The organism is Marinobacter sp. M5B, from assembly GCF_042604615.1.
Lineage (GTDB): Bacteria > Pseudomonadota > Gammaproteobacteria > Pseudomonadales > Oleiphilaceae > Marinobacter > Marinobacter salarius.
Window position 1 is genome coordinate 3,564,491 of the sequence record NZ_CP156894.1, and the last position, 15,347, is coordinate 3,579,837.

Here is a 15,347-nt window from a genome sequence, read left to right on the forward strand (position 1 = left end):
TAGCGGTTTCGGCTCAGTATCGGAACTGGCTGATATTTCCTCTCAGCACTTCGCTCAGTGACGCGAGGGAATCGGTCATGCTTCCGGTATCGCGGGCATTGTCTGAAATGTCTTCAATCTGGCGCTTGAGGTTGATCAGGTTTTCGTCGATTTTGCTAACAGCCTCGCTCTGCTCAGCCGCAGCCTGGGCGACCTGTTGGTTGAGCAAACGCATCTCGCCCGCCTTCTCATCGATCAGCCCCAGGCTCTCGCTGCATTGCCGGATGCGCTGGACGGTTGTACGGCTCTCCTCCCGCCCCGCCTCCACCACTTCAACGGCATCACGGGATTGTGCCTGCAACGATGACACGAGATCGTCTATCTGCCCGGTCGAGTTCGCCGTCTGGCTGGCCAGGCCCCGCACTTCGTCGGCCACAATGGCAAACCCCCGGCCCATTTCACCGGCCCTGGCCGCTTCAATGGCAGCGTTCAATGCCAGCAGGTTGGTTTTCTCCGAAATGCCCCGGATTACATCCACGACCTGGCCGATAGACTGGCTTTGGCTGGCCAGCCCGGCGATGGTTTCGGCCACGGCTTCCACTCGTGTTTCCAGCCTAGCCATGGCGGCAACGGCTTCGTCCGCCGATTGACCGCCACTGTGCGTCAATCCACCAACCTCATCGGCAAGGCATGCCGCGTGGTTGGCACTCTTCCGGACTTCTTCCGCAGTGGCAGTAACTTCGTTTGCGGCTGTCGCCACCAGACTGGTTTCCTGTTGCTGGCGTCCAACCTGGTCGGCAAGACTCTGACTGCTTTCCCGTCCCTGAGCCGCCATATCCCCCAATTCATTGGTGGAGGCGGCGACATGACCGATCAGACCGCCAAATCGCGCCAGCATCTGATCAAAGGCGCGGGTGATCACGCTTAATTCATCGTTCTTGCGATACTCGAGACTGCCCCGCAGGTCATTGTCGGCCTGTATTTCGCCAATACGCTGCCCCAACCTGCGCACCGGACGAAGCAGTGAACGCAGGAACAGCGTGCCCAGCAACAATGCCGAGATAACGAGCGCGCCAGCCATTATCAGGCTGACCGATCCAGCCCGATCAATTTCGTGTCGAATAGCACCGCCACTTATGGCGACCTGATCACTGGCACGCCTGACTGTCTCTCCGGCTTCCAACACGCCCTCGGTGAGTACGGCCTCCCGTTGCTGGTAGCCGCTGCGGATATCGTTGAGGCTAGCCGTGAGACTAACGGCCTGTTCCCGGGCGGCCTCCGCCATCGAACGCCCCATCAGCATCATGGACTTTTCAAAGAACTCGAACATTTTTTCGCCGAGCGTGCGGTACTGCTCCACGGTTTCTGTCATTTCCGCGATCTCCGCCTGCAGGCTGCTATCGGCCGCCACCATGGCAGCCAGTTCGCCCACCAACTGTTCGGAGGCGGCTTGAGCCTTGTCCAGGGACTCCATGTCCGCATTCAGAGCGGCGTGAAAATACCAATACTGCATCGCACCCATATGTTGCTGGGCGACCGTAACGCGTTCGGACAGCTTGCCCAACGCCCTTTGCTGGTCAATGAGCTCGGACTGCTCATCAATGGCAACCATTTGGCCGGCGATGCCGCGTGCCTGCTGATCAACACTGTCACCAATGCCGGCTATGCGCTGGTAAACCAGGGCCGATGACGCAACGGACAGGCCAATCAACAGGGTAAACAACAGGATCACCCGGGAACGGATGGTCAATTCTAATCGGGGGAATGCCATAGCGAGCTCACTCAGTTCGTAACGTAATGCCGGCGTGTCCAGCCCCGCATGTCATCCAGCCTTTCAAGCCGACCTGCAGCCTCCTTGAGCGTGGACGCTATGGGGTAATCATCGGCCAGCATGCCGTCAAAGCGGATGGTCATCAGGTCCCAGAAGCGTTTCATCTCAGGAATGTTGGGCATGATTTCCCCACGACTGGCGGAGCGGAAGGTATGGTCAATAAACGGGTCTTCGCTGAGGGTTTTCACCACTTCCAGATGGGCCACGGCGCCAAGGGGCTTGTCGTCATTCACGGCGTGCAGGCCGGATTCGGTCAGCAGATAGTCCTCCATGAACTGACGGGCCAGTTCATGGTTGGTGGATACCGCGCTGATCCCCGCGGCCAGCACGCCCACAAAGGGTTTTCCAGGTTCACCGCTGACAGTGGGCACGTCGGCTATGCCCACGTTTATACCGGCGTCCCGTATCTCACTCCAGGCCCAGGGACCGTTAATGATCATCGCAGTCTGACCGGCCTTGAAGCCGTCCATCATGGTGCCGTAATCCGCATCTGCCGACAGCACACCGGAATCCAGCAAGTCTTTTATGCCTGCCACGGCACCGACAGCGCCATCTGTGTCCACACCAACATCGGAGAGGTCGTAAACCTGGTTTTCCAGGCCGAAACTGTACCCACCGGATCCGGCGAACACTGGCCAGGAAAAATACACATTCTTGTAGTCCCAGGAGATGGCCTCAATACCCTGTGCGCTCAGTCGTTGATGCTCAGCTTTCACGCCTTTCAGAGTGGCGGGCGGTGTTGAGACCAAATCCTTGTTGTAGAGCAGACTGACCACTTCCATGGCGATTGGGTAGCCATACACCCGATCGCCCACGGAAACCGCCTGCCAGGCAAAGGGTGCAATAGCCTCACGCACCTGCTCGGACGGCTCGATGGGGCGCAGGTGGCCCTCATTGATCCAGCTTCCAAAACGATCATGGGGCCAGATCACGATATCGGGCGCCTTGGAGGAATAGCCATAATGGTCGTACTCGGAGGTGAGATCGTCCGGCGTCTCCACGGTCACAGGAATGCCGGTTTCGGCTTCGAAGCGTCGGCCAACCTCAGCCAGCCCTTCATACCCCTTGTCGGAGTTGATCCAGATAAGCAATTCACCGCGTTCAAAGGAGAATGCCGGTGCAGAAAAGAAAACACAGGAAAGCACAAGAGCCAGGAGAGGTCTGATCATAGGTATCGCCCTGTTGTTATTGTTTGAGCGTTGGGAATCCCATGCCTCAAATGAGACATGCCACTGGCAGTTTATGCAGGAGGCGAGGGTCGGCGCGTCATACGCGTGCAAACTTTAAGGGGATGAGATGAGGGGCGTAAGCGAGAGTGGGCCGAAAGCCCACTCTCGGCTCGCTATAACGGAAGGAGTACCTGAATACCGAATGAAGTCTGGCTGCTCACCTTTATGTCACGATCAAGGCCACTGCCGGTTACACCGGACTGGCGGGCATCGATGACCGTGTGTCGCAGGAACAGGCCCGCGGACAATGGTCGGTCACCGCCACCAGGCCCAGCGCCTAATGTTGTCAGGACACCCACTTCGGCGCCCCAGGCAAACCGGGTATTGCTGTCATCGGTGATGTCATCACTAAAACGAATCGCTCCCAGTCTTGGTCCAGCATAGACAGCGCCACTACCATCTTCCTGACGCCAGAGAAGATCCACTCCGCCCAATGCTTCCAGCAACCCCGCATTATCCCACTTTGCATGCCCCAGGGTCCCGGTTACCCGATAACCTTGACCAGAATGGTCACCCTCATAGGCTGCCAAAACCGAACCAGACAGCGTTGTGCCGTGATCCAGGTTGGAAAAAGCCGCACCGGGTCCTTCGATGTCTGCAGCCAGGGACGAGCCGCCCAATTGGGCGCCCACGAAGAGAGCACCGCTGGCTGCCGCAACACTGGCCGGAGCCAAGATGGCCCCGACCAGAAGAGAGGCGACCAACCACTGCCGACGCTTATCGCTGGGCATAATAGTTTCCCCGGACCAACTCCGCCGTTCCGGCCAGAACCGTTACAAACTTGCGGTCCCCCTGCTGTTCATGGCGTACCGCAATCCTCGAATCTTCCGACGGGCGGGTCAGCTCATCACCCCTGAAGACCTCCACTTCATCTCCCGGTTGCAGGAACAATCTCGCATTGTTCGGTTCCTCGTCGAACCCCCCACCACAGGCGGAAAGCAACATCATCACAATCAACGCACTGGCGCGGAAAGCGTGACGAACGGACTCACAGGCTATTGAATTCATCATCATCTCCTCAGAACCGGATCGGCCGCGTCACGCGGGTTTCGATGGTAATAGTATGCTTACCGGACTCGCTCTCAACCTCGACAGTGTTGCCGGCCTCGAACAGGCTTTCACGACTTGTGGGCATTTCCACGCTCTGGCAGGTCAGTGTATCGGGATCGTATGTTCCGAAGCCTGTGCCGGCTTCACCGTTACCGAAGGTTTCCACCCAGGCACACACATCACTGCCGTCTAGCCTCACGCGGCTGCGCAGATTGCCATCCTCGTTCAAGCTGGTGAAGGCACCGGGAACCCGGATGTCCGCTTCAGAGCGCTCACCCAGGCGATTGATCAACCGATGGTTGGCGCTGCCGTCAGCACTGGCGGTTGCTTCAAGGGAACGGCCGTTTGCGGATGCACGTGTCACCACCCGGGCATCACCATCATCGTCACGCTCCATGACCGTGGATGAGCCTGGCAGGTAACTGAAGGCACGGGTGGATGCCCCGCCCGCGGCCACTTCATGCCGAACCTCGCCATTACCCAGAAGCTCTGTCAGTAACGTGGCGTCGGTTTCGTCAACCACGGTTACCACGCGGTCGTTGAAGAACAACGACAGGCTGCCTGGGATAAGGGAACGGGCCTGGTTATCCCGCATGTCAACACGTCCTGACAGTCGATGGACCGATGTGCCGTCGAGGCGAATCCTGGCCGACAGTTCGCCCCCAGGCAGCGAACGAGACGCATTGATGCCATCACCATTCACCGCGGGACTGACGAATACCGACTCGTTGCCGTTGGACAGGTCCGTAACCTCCAGCCGACTGATGATGGGTTGTCCACTCGCCGCCCCTAATATCTCGCCGGCACGATTCAACTCGTTACCGTCGGGGTCCAGATCGCGGCCACCGGTAGTTGCCTGATCGCCATCAATGATGAGAATCGAACCGGCTGGCAGATTGGTGGTATTGGCGCTACCGTCGATATACTCCACCTGACCATTACTGGCCACACGAGCCATGTGCTCGACGCCAGCGTTCGGATAAGGCTGATCAAGGGCGATGTAACCATCGACCATCACCATGCCCACGGAACCACCTTGACGAACCGTTACACCTGAAGAAACCGGCGTAATGATGCCATCCGCGTACTGGCTGACAGCGCTGACTGTTCCAGCGGGCGTCACACGATACTCTACAGCGGTCGTTTCGCTGCCACTGGTCGCCTCACCCCTCAGTGAAACCGTGCCGTCGGCAGCCAGCTCAATGTCCGCGGGCACCATATCGAACTGGACAGCCGTGGTTTCAAGTACGGCACCGTCCGCCGAATAGCGGGTTCCGGAGACCAATACCCTTTCCATGACTGACTGGACGATCGTCATTTCGCTGCTGCCACCGTCACTATTCTCGATGACCACTTTGCTAAGCATGTCACCCCCAGCCAGGGCCGTGACCATCAGTTCGGCGGCATCGCTGGTCAGCTGGCTGACTGGATCGGCATCACCGGCCTGGCCGAACACCGCGATTGTTGTCTCGCCAGAGGGAGACACGGCAATGGTTTGCTCACTGCCGTCAGATTGCGAGAAGGTCAGCGTTTGCCGCCCGGACGCATCGGGCGATTCTGTCGCAGGCAGCGGTGCCTGGGGATCATCCACGAGAACTGACACACTCCGCTTTTCGCCAGCGGCGTCCACGAAGGTGGCTTCGTAAAGCGCCTTCGAAGGTTGATCGTCGGTGTAGGACGGCCATTTGTCATTGCCTACCTCAACGACAGGGTTATCCGAGTCGACGACAGGAATGTCCGCGCCCTCATCCGACCCTGGCGTCACCGGGCTTTCAGGAGAGCCCTGACCACCGTCGTCGGAACCACCGGAATTGCCGGTTACCCGAACGCTAAAGGCTGCCAGCTCCGAAGACTCATCGCCGTTGCTGACGCTGATCACGATGCCACCATAACGGCCCACATCGTCCAGTTCCGGTGTGCCGCTAACACGACCACTCTGTTCATCGAACGTTGCCCATGCGGGCAGGTTGACGACACTGAAGGTCAGTGGGTTGCCATCGGTATCGGTCACCACCGGGGTGAAACGATACGCGTTTCCGGCTGAAACGGTCGAGGTCGGCGAGCCGGAGATCTGTGGCTGATCCGGAACCGGTGCTACCACGAGACGGACCACAGCCAGGCGGGATCTGCGGCCGAAATCGTCTGCCACCGTATAGGTAAATCGGTCTTCACCGTAGAAATTTTCCCCTGGCGTGTAGCTGACTGTGCCACCGGCACCTACGGACAAGGTGCCATTCAACGGTTGCTGTTCAACCTGCAGTGACGCCGTATCCAGAGTACCGTTGAGGTCTTGGTCATTGGTCAGAGGTGACAAGCTGGTATCGTTGTCCTCGGCTACCGTCACGTCACGATCATTGGCCAAAGGCCGGTTGTTACCTGGCTGGTCGGTTACCGTGACAGTGGCTGGGGCAGATACATGGCCATCCTCATCCTGAACGGTATAGGTGAAGGTATCGGAGCCATCGAAGGTGTCATTCGGGGTATAGCGGAAAACGCCGGCCCCGGTGTCCAGTGTTACCAGTCCCTGAGCAGGGCTATCCACTACACTCAGGGTTGCCGGGCTCAACGCCAAGCCCAAACCACGGTCATTGCCTAGCACGTTGATTGCGATGGTTGCACCGTCCATGGCCTGAACCTGATCGTTTCCAGCCACCGGCACACCCGCAAGACCGACGTTGATCGTGACAAGTGCTGATTCCGACACCAGTCCACGATCATCACGGACGGTGTAGTGGAAAGCGTCCTCGCCCCGGAAGCCCGCGTCCGGCATGTAAGCAATTGCACCTGTGGTTGGGTCAACCTCGGCCACACCGTGGCGCGGCAGACTGCCCAGTTCAACAGTGCCACTGGCAAGCGCGCTACCTGTGGCTTCGTCGTTTGTGAGCACATTCACCGCAATCTCAGCGGCCATCTCCGTGTCGGCAGAATCATCCCGCGCAAGCGGCGCTATGGCGCCATCAGCCACGTTGATATACAGACGGGTCACTGCGGAGCGGACACCGTTTGCATCGGACACGGTATAGGCAAGGCTTTCCACACCCTCGAAATCACTCTCCGCGGTGTAGGTTAATTTCCCATCGGCCCACTGTGCCGTGCCGTGATGGGGGCGGAGGATCAGTTCGGCGCTTTGCGGGTCCAGACTCACACCCGAGGTTCCGACGTAATCGTTATCCAGCGGCGCAAGAGTCACCGTGCCACCCGGAACTACTGTAGCAACATCCCCACGAGTGACTGGAGGAAGGCCGGCCGGCTCGACAATCAGGCTGACCGTCGCCGCATTGGATTGGCCACCGAACTCGTCCTCCACCACGTAGGTGAAGCTGTCCGAGCCAGTGTAGTCGGTTTCCGGCTCATAGGTTACGGCTCCCGTGCCGGTCTCGACTGACACACGGCCGTGGGTCGGTTGGGCAACAACCCGCACGCTGGCCAGATTCAGGCGCCCTTCCTCGTCGCGATCGTTCGCTAGAACATCCAGCGCCAGGCGAGCGCCCTGGTCAAGGTTCGCGCTGTCGTTGCCAGCTTCCGGTGCCTGGTTCCCAACGGTAAAGCGGAAGGCAGTATCGCCCACGATGCCTGCCCAGCCATTGCCGGCTGCATCTTCCAAGCTGTTCGCGGCGAATGTTACGTAATACTCGTGCGTTGGCACCAAGACCTCGTCCAGGGCAATAGTGACCTGAGCATCGTCTATAGACACTTGTGTGTCCGTAATGACAAGGCGTGTGTGCTCGACGCCGTCGGTGGCATCCTGGACCACCAATTCACCAACACCTGCAAACACGGGCTCGTCAAACGTCAGTGACAAATCACTCTGATAAGGAACGTCACTGGCGCCTGCTGCCGGCACAGAACTCTGGAGAACCGGGACTGAGCCGTCGAACGCGAGAATCAGTGGATCAGAGGCTTCACTGGCATTACCTGCCTCGTCCTCGGCAACGCCCGCAAGCAATTCAATGGTTACATCGCCATCACCCGCAGCTTCAACCGTCAGTTCAAACAAGCCGTTGCCGGAGTCGGTAAACCCGGTAACAGAGCCGTTGTTGACTGATAGATCTCCGGACACGAAACCGGTAACGGTTTCACCGAAGTCGACCGTCACGCCAATAGGCGCGTTGGTAACGTCTGCCGTCACATCCGTGGTGATAGCAGGCATCGGTGCTGTACCGTCATAGACTCGGCTGAGCTGAGTCGCTGCCGTAGAATCGTTACCCGCTGCATCCTGCGCAACGCCAGCACCAACATCCACGGTGACAGTACCATCATCGGTGGGCGTAATGGTGGCCGTATAACTGGCCCCGCTACCGGAAAAACTTCCCACAGTGGCATTGGACACCGTGATGTCCCCGACCGCAAAACCATCGACTGGCTCATCGAACGTGATGGACACCGTGAACTCGGCATGGGTCACCGGATCCGCCGCCGAGTCCAGAGTCACAGAGGCCGCCGTCGCATCCAGGGTGGCTGTTGTAGTGACTGGAGAGGACTGGTTACCGGCCTCATCCGTCAGCGCAACAGACAGGGTAAGCGTTCCATCACCAAGATTTCCGACATCCAGACCAGTAATCTGCTGGGCACCATCAGACACGGTGCCCGTGCCGGTGACTGGGGTGCCTCCCCCGTTACTGGAAATACTGTAGCTGTAATCGGCCCCCACTTCTGCACCCGCAAATGTGAAACTGACAGAGTCCGATTCGGACGCGTTCAGGGTGCTGTCATCAAAGCTAACCGAGTAGCCAGCCGGCGCTACCGCATCTACAAGCACACTACTGGTGTTACCCAACGAGTTCAGGGTGGTATTCAGATCGTTCCCCGCGCTGTCCTGTAGCGTGCCACCATTCAGATCGACCACTGCCGAGACGGCCACGCCGTCCGCATCTTCATCTCCCGACTGCACTGTGTATCTGAACGCCAGGGCGGAAGCTCCACTGCCACTCAGATAGCTGGCGTAGCGGGTGGTACTTCCTACCGTCAGCGGGATTCGCGGTGTTCCGCCAGCGGTATTGACCGTCACGTTCTCGCTGGTATTAACGGTGAAATCCAGGTTCTCGCCTGCAACATACAGGTCGTTTGACGGTACCGAGACGCTGCTGACAGTCGGGGCCACTGCATCCACCAGAACGGAACTGGTACTCCCCACTGAGTTCAGAGTTGTATCCAGATCGTTACCGGCGCCATCCTGCAGGGTTCCGCCATTGGCCTCCAGAGCACCGACACTGATGCCATCCGCATCAAGGTCGCCCGCCTGGAGGGTATAGCGGAATGTCAGCGCACTGGTGCCGCTACCAGAAATATAACTGGCGTAGACGACCGAGCCACCAATCGTCAGGGAAAGGCGTGGAGTGCCACTCGCCGTGTTTACGGTCATCGGCTGGCTGGTATTGACGGTGAAATCCAGATTCTGCCCGGTTGCATACGTACCGTTGGAGGGAACGGAAACGCTGTTGATGGTCGGGGTTACACTGGCGGTTAACTGGCTACTGTCCGCAGCGGTCAACGCGCCGGAAGAGGCCCGCAGATTGAAAGTTTCATCACTGGATCCGGACGCAGTGTAAGTGGCCTGAAAACCGGTAAAGGTCGCGGTGCCAGAACTGGGTGTCAGGGTGACGGTAGACCCACTACCATCAGTGTCGCCCGTCCCCGTCAGGCTAGCGCTTCCGGCTCCGTTGACTTCCGCAAGCGTTATGTCGGTCGAGTATCCGGTATCGGGAACGTTATTGCCGTCAACGGCCGATATAACCGGGACAGTGGTAAAGGCGGTAGCCACACCACTCGTTAACGTGGTGGGAGCAGGCTGATTGTCGAAGATCAGCTTTGTGGCCACGACGTCGGAAGTGACGGCATTGGCATCGACTGTTGGCAGATCACTGCCAACACCGGCTTGATCGTCGGCCGTCAGAGTGAAACTCTGCTGGTCAGCGGTGGCGGAGTAGGTCAGCCCTGTAAAGGTTGCAACACCATTAACGGACGCCTGGGTGTTGTTTGACATTGATCCCGCACTGGCTTCCACCAGGGTGATTGTTTCAGTGAAATCAGAATCTATGTTGCCGAAGGCATCACGAGCGACCACCACTGGCTGGGTGGTCAGTGCACTGCCGGAAACCGAACCAGAAGGCTGGGTTGCAAATGCCAGTTGCGAAGCCACTACTTCAATGGCTGTTCCGGTGCCGTTGGTAACCGTGGAGGTGGAGCCCATCTGGGTGCCAGATCCGCCTACCGTGAGATCGGTATCGCCATCCACCGACAGGATGACCGTTCGATCTTCGGTCAGGCCGGTATTGTCGTTGTAGTAAGCGTTGACGGTGTAGGTTTCGCTGGCACCATGTGCAACAGAAACACCCAACGAGGAGAAAGTAATCGTATCGGAGCCCCCATTGTAGGTGCCCGTTACGTTGCTTACATCCGGCCCATTAAGCCGCCAGGTGATCTTTGAACGCTCCGTATCCGAGCTGCTCCCGGAGACGTTCAAGGTGATTTCGGTGACATTCAGGGGGAGGTTGTCACTGGTGCCTCCGTCTGCAAGAGTGAAGTCAAACACATTGACGGTCTCGGCCACCGTATCGACCGTAGTAAACAGTGCAACCGGCTCAGCAACGCCTGCCGCAGTGATCAGGCTGCCATCATTGTCACGGAGAGTTGTCACATCTATTTTTGTGGGGCTCCCCAAATTCGGCACACCATCTTCCGACACCACCCACAAGTCATAGGATGTCCCGGCCGACAAACCTGTAATGTCATCGGTGAAGTCCACACCATTGGAGGAGACATTGTAGCTACCGCTAAAAGGAGCAGGGCTGCCTAATCGGTCAGTCCCATTCCGGACGTTGACTGCCAAGGGAGCCGCCGCGCCGTCGGATAGGGCAACCCAATAGGTAACACCAGCCTCGTCTAGGCGGGTAGTCAACGTTGTCTGATTGGCTGTGGTCCCCGAAACCGACGGAGTGCCGTTTTGATAAGATGGCGCAACATTATCGTTCACGGTAATAGCGAACGACTCCTGGTAACTGGCCGTACCGTCGCTAGTTTCAATACACACATCGTAGGAGCCCGATGCCAGACTGCCAGCCGTCTCCAGGTCATCGTTGGCGTTGTCTACCTGGAAGCTCGCATTGTCGTCATCGCCAGAAGCACCGCAGCTACCATTACTTGATGCGCCATTTGAGACAAGGCTGTAATTATGGTTGTCACCGCTGTCTGCATCCGTTGTTGAGAGAGAACCTATGACCGCCCCAGCCCCTGTTGATGACTGGTTGATACTCGCTGATCCAAGAGCGATATCGGTGGGGGCGGCGTTCGGTTCCACTGTTGAGAACGAAGATATTCCTGTGGCGCCTGAGCACGATGATAGATAGAGGGCCAAACTATCTACATTCTTTCCTGAGAATGTGCTCAGGTTAATGGTGTTACTGCTCATAGTTTCTGGAGTGTTGTTCAGGGAAGTAGCAACCGGTGCTCCCCCGGAATAGCCGGCAACATCGACGACACTGCATCCTCCCCCTAATACAAGTGAAGAGAACTCAACCCCTCCGGAGTTGCTAGCCAGATAAATGGCATGAGAGGGTTGGATAGGGTTGAGATAACCGAGCTGCCCGCTGTAACCGCAATGGAATGCACTCGGGGACGTTGTAACGGTGAAGTCACCATTTTCCGACGTAATAGTATTTATGTTAGAGCGGTACCTGCCGCCATTGCTGTCGTTACAAAAATTACGGGGCGAGAAGCTGCCAAGTACCCCAGAGAAGTCCTTCAGAGCTTTTTCGCTAAAGGGCAACGTGGTTTGAATATCCCCACGGACAACTTCAAGAACCCAGTCGCCTCCAAGGCCGGCATTGCCGGTAGGGCTGGATGAGGCCGCCACATCAAGGTGTGTTTCGCGACGAATGATGTCGAGAATACTGTCGTCGCCTGCGGCAACATCACAACCATATAGAAGAAGATCGGCGCCGGGGCGCGTGGCCCCCTCAAAAGCGGCAAGGAAATCAGGGTTATCCTCAAGAGTAGCTTCATCGACTCGCTCATTGCCGAGAATAAGAGCTCCGGCCTGACCATGAGAGATAAGGTGAATAGCCGTCAGATCCCGGTAAGCAGAAAGCACGTCGATGATCTGCTGAAGTCGACCGCTTCCGTCAGACAGGTGGACTACCTCGGTATCTGGCCTGGTCACGTAATCAAACCACTCGCTTTGCGGCACTCCGGCGTCAACGAGAACCAACTCCCGCAGCGGCTGCCCCTGTTCTACCTGCAGAAAGTCAGCACTTAGTATTGGCTGATTGATCAAGAATTCGCCTGCAGTTCTCGGCAGCGAGCTCAACGACGGCAACTGAGCAGCGGTATCAGGGATGCCCTGGGCGGTTCGCAGATAGGTCCGAGGCATATAGGTACCCGCCGATGCAGTAGCAGCGGCGGCATACATACCCATAGGCGCCATCAATGCGCCAAGCCCATTCAGGACAGTCTTTTTTTGCATAATTCCTCTCCGCGCCACCACTTGGGGGCGTGCCTAGTTTTTCTTCGGTGCGATGATGTTGGCAGCAGTACCCGTGTTGTCCTGCCAGAAATCCATTTCCTGATATTTCGAAAACAGGTCGGGCGGCAAGATGGTGCGGCGGCTATTGAATTCCACTTTCTTCTTAACGGCATGAAGCCCCTTCACGCCCAGGGTTTCGTCAAATTCAGTTTCTTGGTATTCCACCCTGTCAAAATCATGCTCAAAAGGGGTTTCGCCGATAAACTGATAAATCAACTCGAGACAACGGCCCGGATGCTGAGTCAGCAAGTCATAATCCAGAAGCAGCAGACGGTCCGAGAACTCCCCGTAGTAGGCCTCTTTCAAAGCTGTCCAGGCAGAGCCAACCGCGCCGCCAGCGCTAATCAAGGCGTCACATCGGCTATAGACGGTCTGGCGATTGCCGGAATTAAACATCCGACTGTAATCAAAGGGGTTTTTTCGGTGGATGACTTCGAAGCTGTCCATAATCCAGGCCGGATTACGAACGCAACAGATCACTTTAAAGTCATCAAACAACTCCACGAGTTGATGGAGGCGGGACGTCCAGTGGCGATTGGTGTCAAAAATAACCGGTCTCTGGCCGACGTCTTCGTAATAGGCGTCAAAGAGTGAACGGCATATGCGCTTGCGCCGGGTTTCATCGAAGAAGGTATAGAATTCGCTGCCGGCACCCATCTGCTCCAGAGCGCCATTTATCAACCCTCCGACAGGACTACTCATAGATGCGTAAAGCCGGGGGTTTTGTCTCAGAATTCCTGCAAGCAACGTCGACCCGGACCGGGGCAGGCCTGAAATGAAATGAAACTGACTGGGGGGCATCACGACTCCCTGAGATGAAGCTACCGTTGCGCTGTTATCACAACGATTTCCTTGGACCTACCACCATTAACTTTCTGTTAGGCGCCAAAGATAGCTCAGTGAGCCGTCACTTTCCCCTCTTCAAAGGTAATATTTAGTAATTTTTTATTGGTTTATTAGATTGTCGATAAGTTACTTGCAGTAATCTCCACAATTCGTTGCCGCGCCTCCCGACTCGCCCAGGCCGAATGTGGCGTCACAATCAGGTTGGGAATATCATCCGCCAGCAACGCATTGCCATTTCGTGGCGGCTCCTCCGTCAGCACATCAAAGCCGGCACCGCCAATAGTCCCCGCCCGCAGGGCGTCCGCAAGCGCCTGCTCGTCCACCAGGCCGCCACGGCTGGTATTGATCAGCAGCGCCTCCTTTTTCATCATCTTCAGTTCGCGGGCGCCTATCATATTCCGGGTGTCGTCCGTCAGCAGGCAGTGAAGCGACAGCACATCCACTTTGGGCAGCAGCTCATCCAGGGGAATCCGGGGGTAACCATCCACCTCACCAGTTGCCTGTCCGGGCCTTGCGCCAAGCACAATATTCATCCCAAACGCCTTTGCGCGCTCCACAACGCCCTGCCCAAGGTCGCCATAGCCAACAACCCCCAGCGTGCGCCCTTCCAGTTCCATGATGGGATGATCCATCAGGCAGAACATCGAGCTTTGCCCCCAGCGCCCGGCCCGCACGTCCTTGTCGTAATCCACCAAGCGCGTGGCCAGCGCGAGAATCAACGCCATGGTGTGTTGCGCCACGGTGGAGCGGCCATAGTTGGTCACGTTCATCACCGTTACGCTGTGGTCTTTCGCCGCATCCTTATCAATGTTGTTCAGCCCCGTCGCCACCACCGCAACCGTCTTTAGCTCCGGGCAGGCCTCGAAGTGCTCCCGCGACAGCACAACCTTATTCACCAATACCGTGTCGAATCCCCGTATGCGCTCCTGCACCTGCTCGGGGGACGTTCGCGGATGTTTGACCATTTCCCCGGTCACTGCCTCAATCGCCGAGAGGTCCACATCGTTACCCAGTGTGTCTGCGTCCAGAAATACGGCTTTCATTCGTCGTTCCTTATTCATGAAGTTTTTGGCCGACCAACAGAGCCCCAGATTAAGTTAGACTGAGCGAAACCTCCAATTGGCGAAAAGGGGAACACTCATGGAACATCAGTTCTGGCACGAACGCTGGGCCAAGAAAGAAATCGGCTTCCACGAAGGCACCGTCAATCAGTACCTCCATGACCACTGGCCAGAGCTCGCCGGCAATGGCACCGGTGCCGTGCTCGTTCCCCTGTGCGGAAAGGCCCATGACATGTGGTGGCTCCATGACCGCGGCCACGCTGTCATCGGCGTGGAATTGAGTGACGTTGCCTGCAAGGACTTCTTCGAAGAGGGCCAGGAGAAAGCGAAGGTTCACCCGGGTGAACCCTTCACCAAATTTGCCCACGACGATCTCCAGCTTTGGTGCGGCGACTTTTTCCAGTTGGTCCCGGAGGACCTGAAGCACGTTCGGCTGGTGTACGATCGTGCTGCCTTGATCGCCCTGCCACCCCACATGCGCCAGGATTATGTCGACCACCTGACCGCCGTGATTCCGGATGGCACCCGCATACTTCTGATCACCCTGGACTACGACACCGACATCAAGGGCCCGCCGTTCAATGTCAGTGACGAAGAAGTACTGAAACTATACTCCGCCGATTACGAGATCGAACATATACTCACCAATACACTGGCAAAAGATCACCCTTTTACCAAGCGTAAAGGGCTTACTGGCGCGACGGAGAGCGTGTTCCGTCTTACAAAGCGCTGATACACAATTTAATGAACCTTAACGCTTTTACTCCTGTCCAAGTCCCGAAGCTTGAACTAAGCTCACAGTAACGAGACCGACATAAACGCGTCAGCGT

The 15,347-nt window shown here is 57.3% G+C and carries 8 protein-coding genes; 1 reads left to right on the forward strand and 7 read right to left on the reverse strand.

Translation table 11 applies throughout. The features are described 5' to 3' along the window. Nucleotides 1-13: 13 nt before the first annotated feature. The 7 genes from AAGD24_RS16175 to AAGD24_RS16205 form a co-directional block, all read right to left on the reverse strand. Nucleotides 14-1,750 carry a methyl-accepting chemotaxis protein gene (locus AAGD24_RS16175; protein WP_379865693.1) on the reverse strand — a complete coding sequence of 579 codons (1,737 nt, stop codon included), beginning with the start codon at nucleotides 1,748-1,750 and terminating at the stop codon, nucleotides 14-16. 11 nt (nucleotides 1,751-1,761) lie between these two features. After that, nucleotides 1,762-2,979 (reverse strand): maltose/maltodextrin ABC transporter substrate-binding protein MalE, encoded by a 1,218-nt coding sequence (gene malE / locus AAGD24_RS16180; RefSeq protein ID WP_085679266.1) that lies wholly within the window; start codon nucleotides 2,977-2,979, stop codon nucleotides 1,762-1,764. A gap of 173 nt (nucleotides 2,980-3,152) precedes the next feature. Beyond that, nucleotides 3,153-3,770, reverse strand: a complete 618-nt coding sequence (locus AAGD24_RS16185; RefSeq protein WP_085679263.1) for a hypothetical protein — start codon at nucleotides 3,768-3,770, stop codon at nucleotides 3,153-3,155. Continuing rightward, nucleotides 3,757-4,047, reverse strand: coding sequence for a hypothetical protein (locus AAGD24_RS16190; protein ID WP_085679260.1), 291 nt, complete (start codon nucleotides 4,045-4,047; stop codon nucleotides 3,757-3,759). Before AAGD24_RS16190 ends, AAGD24_RS16185 begins: the two co-directional genes overlap by 14 nt. A gap of 10 nt (nucleotides 4,048-4,057) precedes the next feature. Further along, a complete protein-coding gene (locus AAGD24_RS16195) occupies nucleotides 4,058-12,550 on the reverse strand; it encodes an Ig-like domain-containing protein (protein WP_379865695.1) in 8,493 nt (2,830 codons plus the stop codon). A gap of 33 nt (nucleotides 12,551-12,583) precedes the next feature. Further along, complete coding sequence (locus AAGD24_RS16200; RefSeq protein ID WP_075194428.1) at nucleotides 12,584-13,411, reverse strand: sulfotransferase; 828 nt, start codon at nucleotides 13,409-13,411, stop codon at nucleotides 12,584-12,586. Between the two features lie 155 nt (nucleotides 13,412-13,566). Further along, the gene (locus tag AAGD24_RS16205) at nucleotides 13,567-14,499 is read right to left on the reverse strand and encodes a D-2-hydroxyacid dehydrogenase (RefSeq protein ID WP_228210162.1); all 933 of its coding nucleotides are present in this window, start codon (nucleotides 14,497-14,499) and stop codon (nucleotides 13,567-13,569) included. 97 nt (nucleotides 14,500-14,596) lie between these two features. Between AAGD24_RS16205 and tmpT the strand changes: the two genes are divergently transcribed. Continuing rightward, complete coding sequence (tmpT, locus tag AAGD24_RS16210) at nucleotides 14,597-15,250, forward strand: thiopurine S-methyltransferase (RefSeq protein WP_228210161.1); 654 nt, start codon at nucleotides 14,597-14,599, stop codon at nucleotides 15,248-15,250. Nucleotides 15,251-15,347 lie beyond the last annotated feature (97 nt).

Coding starts and splice junctions, on each gene's coding strand:
- AAGD24_RS16175 (WP_379865693.1), bottom strand. CDS start 1,750: ATGGCATTCCCCCGATTAGAATTGACCATCCGTTCCCGGGTGATCCTG.
- malE (WP_085679266.1), bottom strand. CDS start 2,979: ATGATCAGACCTCTCCTGGCTCTTGTGCTTTCCTGTGTTTTCTTTTCT.
- AAGD24_RS16185 (WP_085679263.1), bottom strand. CDS start 3,770: ATGCCCAGCGATAAGCGTCGGCAGTGGTTGGTCGCCTCTCTTCTGGTC.
- AAGD24_RS16190 (WP_085679260.1), bottom strand. CDS start 4,047: ATGAATTCAATAGCCTGTGAGTCCGTTCGTCACGCTTTCCGCGCCAGT.
- AAGD24_RS16195 (WP_379865695.1), bottom strand. CDS start 12,550: ATGCAAAAAAAGACTGTCCTGAATGGGCTTGGCGCATTGATGGCGCCT.
- AAGD24_RS16200 (WP_075194428.1), bottom strand. CDS start 13,411: ATGCCCCCCAGTCAGTTTCATTTCATTTCAGGCCTGCCCCGGTCCGGG.
- AAGD24_RS16205 (WP_228210162.1), bottom strand. CDS start 14,499: ATGAAAGCCGTATTTCTGGACGCAGACACACTGGGTAACGATGTGGAC.
- tmpT (WP_228210161.1), top strand. CDS start 14,597: ATGGAACATCAGTTCTGGCACGAACGCTGGGCCAAGAAAGAAATCGGC.